15 protein-coding genes are annotated in these 16,305 nt (G+C 69.5%); 7 read left to right on the forward strand and 8 right to left on the reverse strand.

The genetic code is table 11. The features are described from left to right. Nucleotides 1–8 precede the first annotated feature (8 nt). The 7 genes from WDN01_03655 (at nt 9) to WDN01_03685 (ending at nt 6,289) form a co-directional block, all read left to right on the forward strand. Nucleotides 9–317: a hypothetical protein gene (locus WDN01_03655; GenBank protein ID MEJ0025103.1), complete on the forward strand. Its 309-nt coding sequence runs from the start codon at nt 9–11 to the stop codon at nt 315–317. Beyond that, a complete protein-coding gene (gene pyrF / locus WDN01_03660; GenBank protein ID MEJ0025104.1) occupies nt 314–1,027 on the forward strand; it encodes an orotidine-5'-phosphate decarboxylase in 714 nt (237 codons plus the stop codon). Before WDN01_03655 ends, pyrF begins: the two co-directional genes overlap by 4 nt. Before the next feature lie 81 nt (nt 1,028–1,108). Continuing rightward, on the forward strand, nt 1,109–1,768 hold the full coding sequence (locus tag WDN01_03665) for a phosphoribosylanthranilate isomerase (GenBank protein ID MEJ0025105.1): 660 nt from the start codon (nt 1,109–1,111) through the stop codon (nt 1,766–1,768). Continuing rightward, nucleotides 1,765–2,976 (forward strand): tryptophan synthase subunit beta, encoded by a 1,212-nt coding sequence (gene trpB, locus WDN01_03670; protein MEJ0025106.1) that lies wholly within the window; start codon nt 1,765–1,767, stop codon nt 2,974–2,976. The genes WDN01_03665 and trpB overlap by 4 nt, the downstream gene beginning before the upstream one ends. Nucleotides 2,977–3,157: 181 nt before the next feature. Next, nucleotides 3,158–3,976: a tryptophan synthase subunit alpha gene (gene trpA / locus WDN01_03675; GenBank protein MEJ0025107.1), complete on the forward strand. Its 819-nt coding sequence runs from the start codon at nt 3,158–3,160 to the stop codon at nt 3,974–3,976. Between the two features lie 22 nt (nt 3,977–3,998). Further along, entirely contained in the window at nt 3,999–4,961 is a 963-nt protein-coding gene (accD, locus tag WDN01_03680) for an acetyl-CoA carboxylase, carboxyltransferase subunit beta (protein MEJ0025108.1), read from the forward strand. Then, nucleotides 4,958–6,289 (forward strand): folylpolyglutamate synthase/dihydrofolate synthase family protein, encoded by a 1,332-nt coding sequence (locus WDN01_03685; GenBank protein ID MEJ0025109.1) that lies wholly within the window; start codon nt 4,958–4,960, stop codon nt 6,287–6,289. Before accD ends, WDN01_03685 begins: the two co-directional genes overlap by 4 nt. A gap of 154 nt (nt 6,290–6,443) precedes the next feature. On the opposite strand, the gene WDN01_03690 is transcribed toward WDN01_03685, so the two are convergent. The 8 genes from WDN01_03690 to tsaE all read right to left on the reverse strand — a co-directional run bounded on the left by WDN01_03690 (nt 6,444) and on the right by tsaE (nt 16,202). Further along, a complete protein-coding gene (locus WDN01_03690) occupies nt 6,444–6,809 on the reverse strand; it encodes a hypothetical protein (protein ID MEJ0025110.1) in 366 nt (121 codons plus the stop codon). 54 nt (nt 6,810–6,863) lie between these two features. Beyond that, nucleotides 6,864–7,103, reverse strand: a complete 240-nt coding sequence (locus tag WDN01_03695) for a hypothetical protein (protein ID MEJ0025111.1) — start codon at nt 7,101–7,103, stop codon at nt 6,864–6,866. A gap of 74 nt (nt 7,104–7,177) precedes the next feature. Then, on the reverse strand, nt 7,178–7,501 hold the full coding sequence (trxA, locus tag WDN01_03700; GenBank protein MEJ0025112.1) for a thioredoxin TrxA: 324 nt from the start codon (nt 7,499–7,501) through the stop codon (nt 7,178–7,180). Nucleotides 7,502–7,534: 33 nt separating this feature from the next. Next, nucleotides 7,535–10,984, reverse strand: a complete 3,450-nt coding sequence (gene addA / locus WDN01_03705; protein ID MEJ0025113.1) for a double-strand break repair helicase AddA — start codon at nt 10,982–10,984, stop codon at nt 7,535–7,537. Continuing rightward, nucleotides 10,981–13,896, reverse strand: coding sequence for a double-strand break repair protein AddB (gene addB, locus WDN01_03710; GenBank protein ID MEJ0025114.1), 2,916 nt, complete (start codon nt 13,894–13,896; stop codon nt 10,981–10,983). Before addB ends, addA begins: the two co-directional genes overlap by 4 nt. Next, a complete protein-coding gene (locus tag WDN01_03715) occupies nt 13,893–14,624 on the reverse strand; it encodes a nucleotidyltransferase family protein (protein ID MEJ0025115.1) in 732 nt (243 codons plus the stop codon). Before WDN01_03715 ends, addB begins: the two co-directional genes overlap by 4 nt. After that, nucleotides 14,621–15,733: a phosphotransferase gene (locus tag WDN01_03720; protein MEJ0025116.1), complete on the reverse strand. Its 1,113-nt coding sequence runs from the start codon at nt 15,731–15,733 to the stop codon at nt 14,621–14,623. The genes WDN01_03715 and WDN01_03720 overlap by 4 nt, the downstream gene beginning before the upstream one ends. Then, nucleotides 15,723–16,202 carry a tRNA (adenosine(37)-N6)-threonylcarbamoyltransferase complex ATPase subunit type 1 TsaE gene (gene tsaE, locus WDN01_03725; GenBank protein MEJ0025117.1) on the reverse strand — a complete coding sequence of 160 codons (480 nt, stop codon included), beginning with the start codon at nt 16,200–16,202 and terminating at the stop codon, nt 15,723–15,725. Before tsaE ends, WDN01_03720 begins: the two co-directional genes overlap by 11 nt. Between the last annotated feature and the right edge of the window lie 103 nt (nt 16,203–16,305).

A 16,305-nucleotide genomic window follows, 5' to 3' on the forward strand; every position in this document is an offset into this window, starting at 1 on the left:
CCAGGGACATGCGACTCACCACCTGGATCGTCGGCGTGCCGGTCGCCCTGGTCGCGGTCTGGATCGCGCTGGCCAATCGGGGGCCGGTCGTCCTCAGCCTCGACCCGTTTTCCCAGGAAAGCCCGGCGCTCTCGCTGCAGATGCCGCTCTATCTGCTGCTGTTCGCGGCCGTCCTGGTCGGTGTCCTCCTGTGCGGCCTCGTCGTCGGCGTCCGCCGCGCGGCGCGGCGGGGCGCCGAATTGGCCGGGACGGCCTCGGCGAAAGCCGCTACGCTCTTGCCCGAGCGATTGCGCAGGACTAAGACCCTGCCCGGATGAGCCAGATGCGATTCTCCAATCCCGTCTTCGTCGCGCTCGATACGCCCGACGTCGAGAACGCCTTGGCGATAGCCCGCAGCGTCCGGCCCTATGTCGGCGGCCTGAAGATCGGCCTCGAATTCATCACCGCCGCCGGCCCCGAAGCGGTCCGCCGCATCGTCCAGACCGGCCTGCCGGTCTTCGCCGATGTGAAATTCCACGACATTCCCAACACCGTCGCCGCCGCGTCGCGCGAGCTCGCCCGGCTGGGCGCCCGGATGTTCAACGTCCACGCCTCGGGTGGCGAACGGATGATGCGCGACGCCGCGGCCGCGGCCCGCGCCGTCGACCCGCAGGTCAAGGTGATCGGCGTCACCGCGCTGACCAGCCTGGACGACGCGGTGCTCGAATCGGTCGGCCAGCGCGGTCCCGCCGAGGAACAGGTGCTGCGCCTCGCGCGCCTCGCCAAACAATCGACGCTCGACGGCGTGGTCTGTTCCGCGCATGAGATCGTGGCGCTGCGCAAGGCGCTCGGCCCCGACTTCCTTCTGGTGACGCCCGGCATCCGCCCCGCCGGCGCCGACCTTGCCGACCAGAAGCGCGTGATGACGCCGTCCGAGGCTCATCGCGCCGGCGCTGACATCCTGGTCGTCGGACGGCCCATCACCGGCGCGCCCGATCCGGCCGCCGCCGCGAAAGCGATCGCCGACGAGCTGAAACTGCCGGCCTGAATCGACCGCCGACCCGGCGGGCAACACTGCGCCAAGCCGTTGCTTGATCGGCCCGCCGTCGCGGTCCATAAGGCCGGTCCCATGGCAGTCCTGGTCAAAATCTGCGGCGTCACCTCGGCCGAAGCGGCCGACGCGACCCTGCGCGCGGGCGCCGACATGGCGGGACTGGTCTTCAATCCGAAGTCTCCGCGCCATCTGGCGCCGGAGCAGGCGGCGAGCCTCGCCGCCCGCATGCGCGGCCGCGTCCGGCTGGTCGCGCTGCTGTGCGACCCGGCCGACGAGGCCCTGTCCGCCATCCTGGACGCCATCCGCCCCGATTTCCTCCAGCTGCATGGCGGCGAAACCGCGGCCCGCGTCGGCGCCATCCGTTCGCGCTTCGGCGTGCCGGTGATCAAGGTGCTGTCGATCGCCGAGCCGGCCGATCTCGCGGGCGTCGCGGCCTATGAAGACGCCGCCGACATGCTGCTGTTCGATGCCCGCCCGCCCGCCGGCGCGAGCCGCGAAGGCGGTCACGGCGTCGCATTCGACTGGCAGATTCTCCGTGGGCGGAGATTCTCCAAGCCATGGCTGCTCGCCGGCGGCCTGACGCCCGACAATGTCGGCCGCGCGCTCGCCGTCAGCGAAGCGCCCGGCGTCGACGTCTCGTCCGGCGTCGAGACGGCGCCCGGCATCAAGAGCCCCGAGAAGATCGCGGCCTTCGTGAGCGCGGCGCGCAACGCCCGGGTCGGAGCGGCAGCATGAGCCAGCCCAATTCCTTCCGCACCGGGCCCGATCCGCGCGGCCATTTCGGCGCTTATGGCGGCCGCTTCGTCGCCGAGACGCTGATGCCCAACGTCATCGCGCTGGAGAAGGCCTATGAAGAGGCTAGGCGCGATCCCGCCTTCCACACCGAGCTCGACGGCATGCTCAAGCATTATGTCGGCCGCGAGAGTCCGCTCTATTTCGCCGAACGCCTGACGCAGCATCTCGGTGGCGCGAAGATTTATCTGAAGCGCGAGGACCTGAACCACACCGGCGCGCACAAGATCAACAACTGCCTCGGCCAGATCCTGCTCGCCCGCCGCATGGGCAAGACGCGGATCATCGCCGAGACCGGCGCCGGCCAGCACGGCGTCGCCACCGCGACCGTCGCGGCGCGCTTCGGGCTTCCCTGCGTCGTCTATATGGGCGAGGTCGATATCGAGCGGCAGAAGCCCAACGTCTTCCGCATGCGCCTGCTCGGCGCCGAGGTCCGCGCCGTCTCCTCCGGCTCGCGCACGCTGAAGGATGCGATGAACGAGGCGCTGCGCGACTGGGTAACCAATCCCTACGACACGTTCTACATCATCGGCTCCGCCGCCGGCCCGCATCCCTATCCGACGATCGTGCGCGACTTCCAGACCGTGATCGGCAACGAGACCCGCGCGCAGATGAAAGAGGCCGAAGGCCGGCTTCCCGATCTCGTCACCGCTTGCGTCGGCGGCGGCTCCAACGCCATCGGCATGTTCCATCCCTTCCTCGACGATCCCGAGGTCGAGATCCACGGCGTCGAGGCGGCGGGCGAGGGCACCGAGACCGAGCATCACGCCGCGACGCTCACCAAGGGCTCGCCCGGCGTGCTGCACGGCGCGCGCTCCTATCTCTTGCAGGATCGCGACGGCCAGATCCTCGAAGCCCATTCGATCTCCGCCGGCCTCGACTATCCCGGCGTCGGGCCCGAGCATTCCTGGCTCAAGGACCAGGGCCGGGTGAAATATTTCTCCGCCACCGACAAGGATGCGTTGGACGCCTTCGTGCGGCTTTCGAGGCTGGAAGGCATCATCCCCGCGCTGGAAAGCGCCCATGCCATCGCCCATGTGATGCGCATCGCGCCGCAGATGGAGAGGGACAAGCTGATCGCCGTCTGCCTCTCCGGCCGCGGCGACAAGGACGTCTTCTCCGCCGCCGCCGCGCTGGGCGAGACGATATGAGCACGAGCCGCCAGCACACTGTTTTTCATCCCCCGCTGTTGCGGGGGAGGGGGACCGCGAAGCGGTGGAGGGGGCCCGACTGGGCGATATCTCTCCGCACAGACCCCCTCCGCTTCGCTCGCGAAGGGCTCGCTCAGCACCTCCCCCGCAACAGCGGGGTAGGAAAGCAGGGGCGCTTGCCATGAGCCGCATCGCTGCCCGCTTCGCCGAGCTCAAGAAACAGAACCGTGCCGCCTTCGTGCCCTTCGTCACCGGCGGCGATCCGGATATCGACACGGCGTTCGATATCCTGTCGAAGCTCCCCGCCGCCGGCGCCGACGTCATCGAGCTCGGCATCCCGTTCTCCGATCCGATGGCGGACGGGCCGATCAACCAGGCCTCCTATCTGCGCGCGCTGCATGCCGGCATGACGCTGCCCAAGCTGGTGGAACTGGTCCGCCGCTTCCGCAAGACCGACGACAAGACGCCCATCGTCCTGATGGGCGCCTACAATCCGATCCACGCCTACGGCACCGCGCGTTTCATGAAGGACGCCGCCGAGGCCGGAGTCGACGGCCTTCTCATCGTCGACGTGCCGGCGGAAGAGGACGAGGTCCTGCGCACCCCCGCCTCGGCGCACGGCATCGACATCGTGCGCTTCCTCAGCCCCACCACCGACGACACGCGGCTTCCCGCCGTGCTGGAAGACGCTACGGGCTATCTCTATTACGCCTCCATCGCCGGCATCACCGGCACCCGAAGCTTCGCCGAAGACGAGGTCCGCGCCGCGCTGGCGCGCTTCCGGGCGAACACCGCCCTGCCGGTCGTCGTCGGCTTCGGAATCAAGACTCCGGAACAGGCGGGCGTCATCGCGCGTTTCGCCGACGGGGCCGTGGTGGGATCCTCCATCGTCGGCCGGATCGAATCGCATGTCGCCAAGGGAACGAAACGTGCGGAATTGGTGGCCGATGTGGTCGAATTCTGCGCCGAGCTCGCGAAATCCGTGCATGCGGCGCGCTAGGCTTTTGTGCTAGGCTGAGTTCATGAATTGGATCGCCAATTTCGTCCGTCCACGGATCAAAAGCCTGATGGGCGGCGGCGCCCGCGCTGAGACGCCGGAGAATCTGTGGAAGAAATGCCCGTCCTGCGGCGAGATGATCTTCCACCGCGACCTCGCCGTGGCGCAGTTCGTCTGCCCGCAATGCGGCTTCCACATGCGCATCGGCCCGACCGAGCGCTTCACCGCGATCTTCGATTCGGCGAGCTATGAGGAACTTCCCTATCCGGAGGTCCCGGTCGATCCGCTGAAGTTCCGCGGCGAGAAGCGCTACACCGACGAGATCAAGGCCTCGCGCGGCAAGACCTCCCGCAACGAGGCGTTGTCCGCCGCCAAGGGCACGCTCGAAGGTATGCCGGTCGTGGTCGCGGTGCAGCCCTTCGATTTCCTCGGCGGCTCGCTGTCGATGGGCGTGGGGGAGGGCCTCGTCCGCGCCATGGACGTCGCCGTTGCCGAGAAGCGGCCCTTCATCCTCTTCGTTTCGTCCGGCGGCGCCCGCATGCAGGAGGGTATCCTCTCGCTGATGCAGATGCCGCGCGTCACCATCATGGTCGACCGCCTGCACGAGGCGGGGCTGCCCTATATCGTCGTCCTGACCGATCCGACCTATGGCGGCGTCAGCGCCTCCTACGCCATGCTGGGCGACATCCAGATCGCCGAGCCCGGCGCGCAGATCGGCTTCGCCGGCCCGCGCGTCATCGCCAACACGATCCGCGAGCGCCTGCCCGACGGCTTCCAGCGCGCCGAATACCTGCTGGAGCACGGCATGATCGACATGGTCGTGCCGCGCCACGATCTGCGGCCGACCCTTTCGAAGGTCGCCCATCTGATGATGAAGCGCGCCCGTCCGCGCGCCCGCCCCGTCGTGGTGCCGCCCGTCGTCACCGCCACCGCGACGCGCGTCATCCCGCAAGCCGCGCCGGCTGCCGGCTCGACCGCCGCGGAATGAGCGTCCAGAACGACGCCGCCGATTTCCGCAGCACCGCCGTCCTCGAGCGCCTGCTGGATCTGCACCCGAAGAAGATCGATCTCGCGCTGGACCGCATCCTGCGTCTGCTGCACGATCTCGGCGATCCGCATCTGAAGATGCCGCCGACCATCCATGTCGCGGGCACCAACGGCAAGGGCTCGGTCTGCGCCTTCTCCCGCGCCATGCTGGAGGCCCAGGGCCTCAAGGTCCACATGCACACCTCGCCCCATCTGGTGCGCTTCCACGAGCGCATCCGCATCGCGGGCAGCCTGATCTCGGAAGACGAACTCGTCGCCACGCTGGAAGAGTGCGAGCGCGTCAATGCCGGAAGGCCGATCACCTATTTCGAGATCACCGACGCGGCGATGTTCCTCGCGTTCTCGCGCCATCCCGCCGACGCGCTGGTGCTGGAGGTGGGCCTCGGCGGAAAGTTCGACGCCACCAATGTGATCGACAAGCCGGCGATGACGGCGATCCAGCCCATCGGGCTCGACCATCAGGATTTCCTCGGCTCCGACATCCGCCAGATCGCCGCCGAGAAGGCCGGCATCATCAAGCCCGGCGTGCCCCTGATCGTCGGCCCGCAGGAGGATGCGCCGCGCGACGTGATCCTGCAGCGCGCCGACCGGCTGAGCGCGCCGGCCTATGTCTTCGGCCAGGATTTCTCCGCCCATCAGGAGCATGGCCGCATGGTCTATCAGGACGAGCACGGCCTGCTCGACCTGCCGCTGCCAAAGCTCATCGGCCGCCACCAGATCGAGAATGCCGCCGTCGCCATCGCGGCGCTGCGCCATGCGAACCGCGGCTGGGGCACCGACTTTGGCGTCGAGACCGGCCTGCGCACCGTCGACTGGCCGGCGCGGCTGCAGCGTCTGACGCGCGGCCCCCTGGTCGACATGGCGCCGAAGGGCGCTGAGATTTGGCTGGACGGCGGCCACAACCCGCATTGCGCCGCCGCCGTGTCGCGCGCCATCGCCGATCTGGAAGAAAGGTCGGAGCGGCCGCTCTATCTCATCTGCGGCATGCTGCGCACCAAGGATGCGATCGGTTTTCTCTCGGCCTATCGGGGCCTTGCCCGTCACGTCGTGACGGTGAACATCCCCGGCGAAGCCGCCAGCCTCGGCGCCGGCGCGCTCTACGACATGGCCCGCCATGCCGGCCTCGACGCACAGCCCGCCGAGGATCTGGAAGACGCGATGCTTCAGTTACAGGCCTGGTCGCGCGCCCATCCGAAAGAGCCGCCGCCCCGCATCCTGATCTGCGGCTCGCTCTACCTGGCGGGCCAGGTGCTGGTGGAGAATAGCTGATGGCGCGGAGCGCGACCATCTCTGTTTGAATCCCTTCTGTCATGCCCGCGCAGGCGAGCATCCAGCGACTGGGCGATCAGCGGGGTCTGGATTCCCGCCTGCGCGGGAATGACAATCTGGAATCGGTTTGACAAAGACTCTTGCGTCGCGAAGTTCACTGCACCGATTGCGCCATGCAGTCGCGATACGTATCGCTCTGCATCTTCGCCTGGTCGGCCGGCGAGGCGCCGAGCTGCCTGGCATCGTCGGCGCGATTGGCCGCCAGCGCATGGCAGCGGGCGTCGTAGTCGACCGGCGGCGGCGGGGCCGGCGGTGCGGTCTGCGGCTCGCTCTGCGATTGCTGCGGCGCCGGCCGCTCGACATGCGGCTTCGGCTTGGGCGGACGCACGGGCTCGGGCTTGGGAGCCGGCACGGCCGGCGCGCTCGGAGCGGGCGCGACCGGCGGCGGCGAGAGTTCCTGCCGCACCCAGGTGCAGCCGCTCAAGAGCAGCGCAACGGCGACTATGGCAACGAAACGCATGCGTCGGACCCGGCTTGATACCGGCCGACCTATAGCACGCGCCGCGCCGGAGCCTTAACCGTCCAAAGGTTCGTTGTTGAATTTCACGCAATCGTACTCCATCGCGCCATGGTCCGGAGGCCGCGCCGCCATGCAGGCGTCCTTCGTCTCATAGGCGCCGCGATAGAGCGCGTTCTGCTTGATGGGCGTGTTCAAGACGATGTACCAGCCGGGTCCGTGCCATCCGGCACCGACGGCCAGCGCCGCGGTCGTCGCCGCGAGCGTGGCGACGACCGACAGAAACAGCAGGCGCATGTGAGAATCCCCCTCGACGCGATCCCGTTCTAACGGAAAACGGCGCCGATTCCGTCACCGGAAAAAGGGGAGGGTCAGACCGAGGATTCGATCCATTCCTTGATCTTGTTCTTCGGCAGGGCGCCCACCTTGGTGGCCGCGACCTGGCCCTGGGCGAAGATCATCATGGTCGGGATGCCGCGCACGCCGTATTTCTGCGGCACATGGGGGTTCTCGTCGATGTTGATCTTGGCGATGGTCACCTTGCCGCTCATCTCGCCCGCCAGTTCCTCCAGCGCCGGCGCGATCATGCGGCAGGGCCCGCACCATTCCGCCCAGAAATCCACGACGACCGGCGTCTTGGAGTTGAGCACGTCGTTCTGGAAGGATGCGTCGGAGACTTTGATGGGTGCGGCCATGGCTTGTGTCCTTGAGATAGCTGGCTGCAATACTTAGGAACGCTGCCCCAAGGGGTCAAGGCGCGCCTTGATCAGGGTCATTTCCGCGTCCAACAAGCCATTGGACAGCGCCATGAGTGTGGGACCTTCCGTCCAGACCAGCCCGCACACGATTCGCCGTCCCGGGAATATCCTTTCCGCTGCGGCGCGGTAGAGCGCCATTTGCGTCCGATAGAGCGGCGCGACGTCGTCCTCCCGTGTCGGCGGCGGCCGGTTGGTCTTGAAGTCGACGATGAGGACACTGTCATCGGTGATCGCCAGCCGGTCGATCCGGCCGTTGACGCGCGCGGCCTGTCCGAGTTCCGGCAGATCCGCGACGATGGAAACTTCGGCGCGGCTCCCCTCCGCGAAGGCCGCGGCGAAGGCGGGATCGTCCAGCACGCGCAACGTCTCGTCCACCAGCGCCTCGGCTTCGTCGTCCGGCCGGTTTCGCAGGCGGAGGTATTGCCGCGCCCGGGCCGCGCGCTCGTCTTTCGCCACCTCCGGCAGATGCGTTAGCAGGGCATGCACCAGAAGTCCCCGGCGGAACCGCTGGTTGTCCGCCAGCGGCGAGAGCGTCGCCGGCTCGTCCATGCCCGCCGCGTCGAACGGTCGGACCAGCCGGGGCGCCGGCGCATCGCGCGGCGCAGGCGCGATCAGCCAGCCCGGCGCCGCCGTCACGGGCGTCGCGGCCGGCGCCGCGCCCGCCGCCGAGACCTCTTCCGCCTCGCCGACCAGGTGCAACGTCTCGCCGCCGCGCGTCAGCTTCACGCCGATGTCCTCGGCGGCGCGCTTTGCGAGCGTGTACCACGAGCCGTCCTTGACCCCGCGCTTGCCCTCGAAGCCGCAGACCACCAGCCGGTCGCGCGCCCGCGTCAGCGCGACGTAAAGCAGCCTGCGATGCTCCTCCAGCATGCGCGCCTTGGCCGCCGCCTTGGCCTCCAGCACGGCGCGGGGCGCCTGCGCGTCCGCGACCGGATAAAGCACGCCGTCATCCGTATAGAGAAGATTGCCCCGGTCATTGGCGAGCGAAGGAATGCCGGTCGTGTCCGGCAGGATGACGATATCGGCTTCGAGCCCCTTGGCGCCGTGCACCGTCATGACGCGGACCTCGTCGCGGGCGCGTTCCATGTCGCGCTTGATCTCGGCGCCGCCGCGTTCGATCCAGTGCAGGAAGCCCTCCAGCGAAGGCGCGTTCGCCGCTTCATAGGCGAAGGACAGCGACAGGAATTCGTCGATCGCATCGTTGGCTTCGTGGCCGAGCCGCTTCAGCAGCCGCTTGCGCATCCCGCGCGGCCCCAGCGCGTGGGCGTAGAATTCGTAAGGCGGCGCGAAATCGGCGCGCCCCCGCATCTCGGCGAGGAAATCGTGCGCTTCGCGGAACACGTCGTGCTCGTCCTGCCGCCTTTGCAATGTGCTCCACAATGAGCCCTTGCGGTCGTAGCTGAGCGCGAACAGCGCCTCCTCGCTCACCCGGCACAGCGGCGAGCGCAGCACCGTCGCCAGCGTGTAATCGTCCTGCGGCAGAAGGACGAAGCGGCCGAGCGCGATCAGGTCCATCACCGCGATCTGCTCGGTCAGCACGATGCGGTCGGCGCCGGCCACCGGAACGCCGCGCAGTTTCAGCTCGCGGATTACCGCGCTGCCGAACGGCTCGCGCCGCGGCAGCAGGATCATGATATCGCCGGCGCGCACCGCGGCCTTGTGGCCCGGCAGTTTGGCGCGCCCGACCCATTGGCGGATCTGCTCCGCCACCCGCCGCGCCAGTTGCGCGACCGGGCTCGCCTCGCCGACATAGTCGACCGGCGGCAATTCATAGGGATCGGTCTCCTCGGCATCGGCCGGCTTGATCGTGTCCCACAATTCGACGCGCCCACGGTCTTCGCGCAGGTGCCGGTGCTCGATCGCTCCGCCGCCCGAGGTCAGCCCGGCCCGCGCGTCCTCCGGCTGGAACACGGTGTCCACGAATTGCAGCACCTCGCGCACCGAGCGGCGCGACACCACCAGCGGCTGGTCGACGAAGCCGCGCTCGGCCGCCGCGGCGGCCTCGCCGAAGGCGCGGCGATGCACGTCGAACTGCGCCGGATCGGCGCCCTGGAAGGAGAAGATCGACTGCTTCTCGTCGCCCACCGCGAAGATGGTGCGCGTCGCCGGCTGCTTATCTTCGCCGCGCCGGCGCGGCGCCGCGTCGGGCGCGAAGAACTCCGCCGTCAGCGCCCGCACGATGCGCCACTGTTCCGGGCTGGTATCCTGCGCCTCGTCGATCAGCACATGGTCGATGCCGCCGTCGAGCTTGTAGAGCACCCAGGACGCCGCCTCGCGCTCTTCGAGCAATTGCCGCGTCTTGACGATGAGGTCGTCATAGTCGAGCGCCCCGCGCGCCTCCTTGGCGCGGACATATTCCGAGCGCACCGCATCGGCGATGGTCAGCGCCGCCTCGGTCAGCGCCGCCGCATGCGCCGCGCGCCGCCGTTCCTCCACCGCCAGCAGATCGGCCTGCAGCCGGTCCACGACCGCGCGCAGCTCCGGCCTAGTGGCGGAGTGCCGCTTGGTGACCGGCTCCTTGCGCGGCTCGCCCGCCTGGGTCAGCCACAGCCCGCGATAGGCCTCGTACATGGCGGCGCCCGGCGCCGTGTCCAGCGCGGCGAGCAGCGCGGCGGCGCGCTCGCCATCGGTCTTCGATCCCGCCGCCATCCACGCCGCGATGGAGCGCAGGTCTTCCGCAAGCTCCAGCAGCTCTTCGCAGAAGCCGCGGCAGATCGCGTCCGGTCCCTCGTCACCCGCGCCATGCGCCCGGCGTACCGCGGCGCCGACATCCTTGGTTCCCAGCGTCTCGAAGAAGCGGTCGAGCTTGCGCTTGTCGGCGCCCAGCGCCGCATCGAGGATCGCGTTCAGTGTCGCCTCGCTCGTCTGCGTCAGCAGGAAGGCCAGCGCCGAGGCTCGCGCCGCGTCGCCGCTGCCCGATCGCTCCAGGACGCGCATGCGCGCCTGCGCGATCAGCTCGCGGGCCGTCTGCTCGTCCAGCACGTCGAACGACGCCGGCACGCCGGCCTCGAGCGGAAAGCGCGACAGAAGGTTCTGGCAGAACGCGTGGATGGTCAGGATCTTCAGCCCGCCCGGCGTCTCCAGCGCCTTGGCGAAAAGCTGCCGCGCCCGCCGCATGTCTTCCGGCCCGCCAAGCCCCGCGCCGATCGCAGCGATGCGCCGCTCCAACTCCTTGTTCGGCAGCATCGACCATTCGCCGAGCTGCTTGAACAGCCGCCCCTGCATCTCCGCCGCCGCCGCCTTGGTGAAGGTCAGGCACAGGATGCGCTCCGGATCGGTCCGCGCCAGCAGAAGCCGCGTCACGCGATTGGCGAGCGTGTGCGTCTTGCCGGCGCCGGCATTGGCCGCGACCCAGGCCGAATGCGCCGGATCGGCCGCGACGACCGACGGGTCCGTCTCGATATCGCTGGCCCCGCTCATTCCTCCGGCGCCTCCCAGCCGCCCAGCGACCATTCGCGCACCCGCGCCAGGTGATCGTAGTCGCCGGCATATTTCACATTGAGGGGCCGCAGCCGCGGCAGATAGGGCGTCGATTGCTTGGCGAACAGCGCGATGTATCGCTTCAGTCGCGCCACCGCTTCGCCCACCAGCGAGACGTCGACGGGCTCGAGCGCGCCCGGCTCGCGCCCGCCGCTGAACCACACATAGATCAGCGCCTCGGCCTCGCGCGGATCGCCGAACGCGCCCTGGCGCAGCATCTCGGCTTCGAGCAGAAGCTGCGGCGCCAGGAATGCCTTGATCTGCTTGCCCGTCGGCGGCTTGCCGGTCTTGTAGTCGAAGATGACGCCGGTCCCGCCATGCAGGATGTCGATGCGGTCCGCGACGCCGCTCAGCGCGAAGCCGGGCGTCACCTGCCAAAGTCCCTTGATCTCGGTCAGCGACGTCTCGCGCGCCTCGCGCAGCACCCGTTCCTGCTCCACGAACCACAGCGCCGCATGGGCGAAGCGCGGCCGCCACAGCGCCAGCGCCGCCTTCGGCGTGCCCTCCGCCGCGAACACCTGGTCGGCGATCGCGATCAGCGTCAGCGCCGCATCGTCACCGAGCGGCCCGGGATACGCGTTCACGAAACGCTCCAGTGCCTTGTGCACGGCATTGCCGCGCTCCAGGGGACCGATCTCGGCGTCGAGCGGATCGAGCACGTCGAGCTTCAACACCCGCCGGGCATAGATCGCATAGGGATCGCGCACCCAGCGCTCGATCTCGGTCACCGACAGCTTCGGCGGCCGCGCGGCCGCCGGCGGGCGCGGCGCCGGACGCTTTTCCGGCGTCGCCATGCCGGCTTCATCGAGGTTGCGCGCCAGGGCGAGATAGTCGAGCCCCGGCTTCAGGACGTCATGCGCCTCCGTCCGCAAACCCAATCCGCCCGTGAGCTGCGACAGGCGCTCCACCCAGCGCGAGGCGACGGTCGGCGCGCCTTCCGACTTCTTGGCCCGCGTCAGCACCACGCGCGGCCCCGCGCCCAGCGTCGCGAAATCATGTGCCGCTTGGCCGATGGCGCGCTCGGGCTGTTCGAGGCCGAGCGCCTTGCGCATCGGCCGCGAGAACCACGGATCGGCCGCCGGCGTGCGCGGCCAGCTTCCCTCGTTCAGCCCGCCGAGGACGATGGTGTCGAAGCTCTGCAGCCGCGCCTCCAGCGGTCCGAGGATCGCCACGCGCGGATGCCCGCCGCGTTGAAGTCGGACCGCCTTGGTCGATGCGAGCTTGCGGAACAGGGCGGCATAGGCGCCGCTGTTCGCGTCGATATCGGACGCGGCGTCCAGCAGTTCCGCCACGAAGCGCGACGCGACGTCGCCGGCTTCGGCCCGCCACAGCGCATCGCCGGCCAGTGCCTCCGCCGCCTTCAGATGCGCCGCCACGATATCCGCGAGCGGCGCCTCGCGCCTGTCGAGCGCCGTTTCGAGCGGCGTCAGCACCTCGGCCACGTCCGCGAACCAGTAGAACAGGCGCGACAGCCGCGCTTTCGCCGCTTCGTTCGCGTCCTCGCGTTCGCGCTGGATCGCCTTGCGCACGCCCGCCAGCCCCGGATCGGGCCGCGGCCCGCGCAGCAGAACGTCCAGCTCCCGCGCCTTCTTGCGGAACGCGGCGCCGTCGCCGCCCATCGTGCTCAGGGGATGCTTGAGCAATGCCAGCAGCGGCACCGGCGCGAACGCCGCGTCCGCCGCATCGGCCAGGAGGCACAGGAACGTCCCCGGCGGCGTATGCGACAGCGGCCGGCCGGCGGAATCGTCGACCTCCACATCCCACCTTCGCAATTCGCTCGCCACCCGCCGCGCCAGCGCGCGGTCCGGCGTCACCAGCGTCGCGGTCGTGCCCGGCTGTTCCAGCGCCTCGCGCAGCACCAGCGCGATGGCGGAGGCTTCCTCTGCCGCATCCGCCGCCTCGATCAACGAGATGCCGGCGACGCCCTCCGCGATGGCGTTCTCTTCGCCGTTCTCGGCGATGGCGCGCCACGCATCGGTGGTGGGGGCAGGGCGCAGCGCCTCGCGCAGCACGCGCTCGCGCAAGGGATTGCGGGCGCCGTCCCAATCCCGCACCTCTTCGCGCCGGACGTCCAGGCGCCCCAGCAACTGCTTCATGCCGTATTGCGGATGGCCCGGATCGAGCCCCTCCCAGCTCTTCGCATCGAGTTCGCGGTCCAGCCCCGGCAGGATCACCGCGCCGTCCGGCCGCTCCGCGATGACCTTCAGCAGCGCCGCCGTCGCGGGGATCGAGCCGGTCGAACCCGCCGCGATCACCGGTTCGCGCGCGCGCGCCACCTGCGCCGCCAAAGCCTGCAGCGCCCGATTGCGCCGCTCCGCCGGACTGATCCGCTGCTCGGCCGCCAGGATCGCGGGCCACGCGTCCTTCAGCAGAAGAAGGAAACTCCGCACCCGATCCCAATGCGCCGCCAGCGCGACCGGCACGAAGCCATCGAGGTCCGACAGCTCGGCCCCCTGCGTCTCGATCTCGTCCATCACCGCGGCGAGCCCGTCCGCCAGCGCCGCCGCCTGCGCGAAGCCCGTCTCGCCGCCCTGCCAGCGCCGCACCATCGCCGCCAGCAGCAGGGTCCGCCGCATCGGCGCGATGGCGGGCGGCAGGTCGAGCGCCTCGGCCTCGAACAGCAACTCGTCCTCGTCGGCGTCGCCCAGTGCCTTGAACTGCGGCAGCAGCGCCGCGCCGCCCAGCGCCCGCGCGAAGGCGTCGCCGAAGGTCCGCTGCGCCCGCCGCGTCGGCAGGTAGATCGTGGTGTCGGCCAGCGCCAGCGGGCTCGGGCCAGCCTTGGCGATCAGCCCTTTTGCCAGCGTGTCGGCGAAGGGCGCGCTCGAAGGGATCGTGTAGACGTTCGCCGTCACCGCCGCACGGCCAGCGACTCCTCGGCGAGGAAGTCTTCCGCCTGCTTCACCGCCTCGGGCGTGCCGACATGGATCCACACGCCCTCGAGCCGGATGCCGAACAGCCGCCCTTTGGCGATCGCCTGGTCCCACGCCCGGTTGGTCGAGAAGCCGCCCTGTGGCGCGTGATCGAACAGGCGCGGATGGGCGATCTGCACGCCGGGAAAGGCGAAGGGCGACAGCCGCCGCTCCTCGACGCGCGACAGCCGCCCGTCGCCGTCCATGATGAAATCGCCCGGTCCCTCGAAGCCCAGCGCCGTCGTCATCGCCGCCATCAGCAGGAGCGCATCCATCGCCTCGGGGTCCCAGCGCGCGATCATCCGGTCGAGCGCATGGCCGATGCCCTCCACCCACACCGTGTCGGAGTTCATGATGAAGAAGGGCTGGCCCTCGAAATGCGGCAGCGCCTTCACCACGCCGCCGCCGGTGCCCAGCAGCGCGTCCTTCTCCACCGAATAGCGGATTTCGATGTCGTGGCGCCTGGCGAGATGCGCCATCACCATCTCGGCCTTGTAGTGCACGTTGACGACGGCCAGCTTCACGCCCGCCGCCACCAGGCGGTCGAGCGCATGGTCGATCAGCGTGCGGCCCGCCACCGTCACCAGCGGCTTCGGCTTGTCGTCGGTCAGGGGCCGCATGCGGGTGCCCAGGCCCGCCGCCATGATCATCGCGCGTTCCGGCTTGCTCACACTGCCAACCCCTCGGGTGTGCCGCGCTTCTCGCGCGGGATGGTGCGATCGTACCACGCCTTCAAGCCGGCCAGCGCCGGATGTTCGAGATCGCCGTTCAGATATCCCCACACCCGCGGCAGGAAGGCGAGATAGCGCGCCTTGCCGTCGCGTTTGTAGAGCCGGGAGAACACGCCCACGATCCGGGCGTTGCGCTGGGCCGCGATGATGGCCATTTCCGCGCCGAAGCGCTCGGCGTCCAGCGCCACGCCGTGTTCCGCCATGGCGCGCAGATAATGCGCCTTGGTCGCCGCTGCCAGCTCCGGCGACACGTCGCGCCGCGCATCCTCGACCAGATGCATCAGGTCCTGCGCCCGCGATCCGGCCACCGCGTCCTGGAAATCGATCAGCCCCACCCGCGCCACGCCGTCGCGCGCGGGAAGCCACAGCAGGTTCTGGGCATGGTAGTCGCGGTGGATGAAGACCGGCGCGGCCTTGCGGGTCTGGTTCAGCGCCTTGCGCCACAGCACGCGATGCTCGTCCACCTCGTCGGCGCGGGCCGTCCGGCCGAGCGCCAGCGGAAAGAACCAGTCGGTCATCAGGTCGATTTCGGCGATCTGCGCCGTCTCGTCGTAGAGATGAAGCGGCACGCCGACCGGCATCGCCGCAGGCGCCGCCTGCTCGTGCAGATGCGCCAGCACGTCGGCGGCGGCGGCGTAGAGCTCGAACGCGTCGCCGCCCCGATCGAGCACATCGGCATAAAGATCGTCGCCCAAATCCTCGAGGATCGCGAAGCCGAGCTTGGGATCGGCCGCCAGGATCTCCGGCGCGCTCAATCCGTTGCCGCGCAGGAATTTCGAGACCGCGACGAACCGCGCGACATCGCCGCCCGCCAGCCGCGCCAGGGCGTTGTAGCCCAGCGCCCGCCGCTCCTCCGGCGTCGCGTCGGCGGGGGCGGGCGGGGTCTCGGCCGATTGCGGCTGGTCCATCAGCATGGCGCGGCGCCCGTTCATCGAAAGGCGCACATAGCGCCGCGTCGAGGCATCGCCGGGGAGCGGGGTGCGCGTCGCCGGTCCCCATCCCGAGGCCGCCAGGAAGACGTCCATCGCCTCGGCGCGTTCAACCGCCATGATGGGGCTCCGCCATCGCCATCTGCCAGCGCGGCGGCCCGCTCACCACCGCCTGCCGCGTCCCGTCCTTCAGGCTCAGCGACACGTGCAGCCGGTCCCGCGGCAGCCAGGCCAGCGCCCGCTCCGGCCATTCGATCAGCGCCGCGCCGTCGTCCAGGGCTTCTTCCAGTCCCAGCTCCTCGACCTCCGCCGGACTCTCGATGCGGTAGAGATCGTAATGGCGGACATTCAGCTTCGGGGTCTCGTAATACTGCACCAGGGTGAAGGTTGGGCTCGGCACCTCTTCCGTCACGCCCAGGGCATGCAGGATGGCGCGCGCCAGCGTCGTCTTGCCCGCGCCCAGATCGCCCTGCAGCGCCACCGCGTCGCCGACTTTCAAGGATGCGGCAATCCGCGCGCCCAAAGCCTCGGTCGCTTCCAGGCCGGCAAGCGCCAGCGTCCGTTCAAAGCGTTGAGAATCCTTGGACATGGCAAGGTTCTAGCCCGCGCGCGCCCGCCGCTCAACGCCGCTAAGCGGTTGATTCAGCGGCAGGTCTCGGCCATGTTCGGACCTGTCCGGGGCGAAGGGTGCC

The organism is Rhizomicrobium sp., assembly GCA_037200985.1.
In the GTDB taxonomy this organism is placed as follows: Bacteria; Pseudomonadota; Alphaproteobacteria; order Micropepsales; family Micropepsaceae; genus Rhizomicrobium.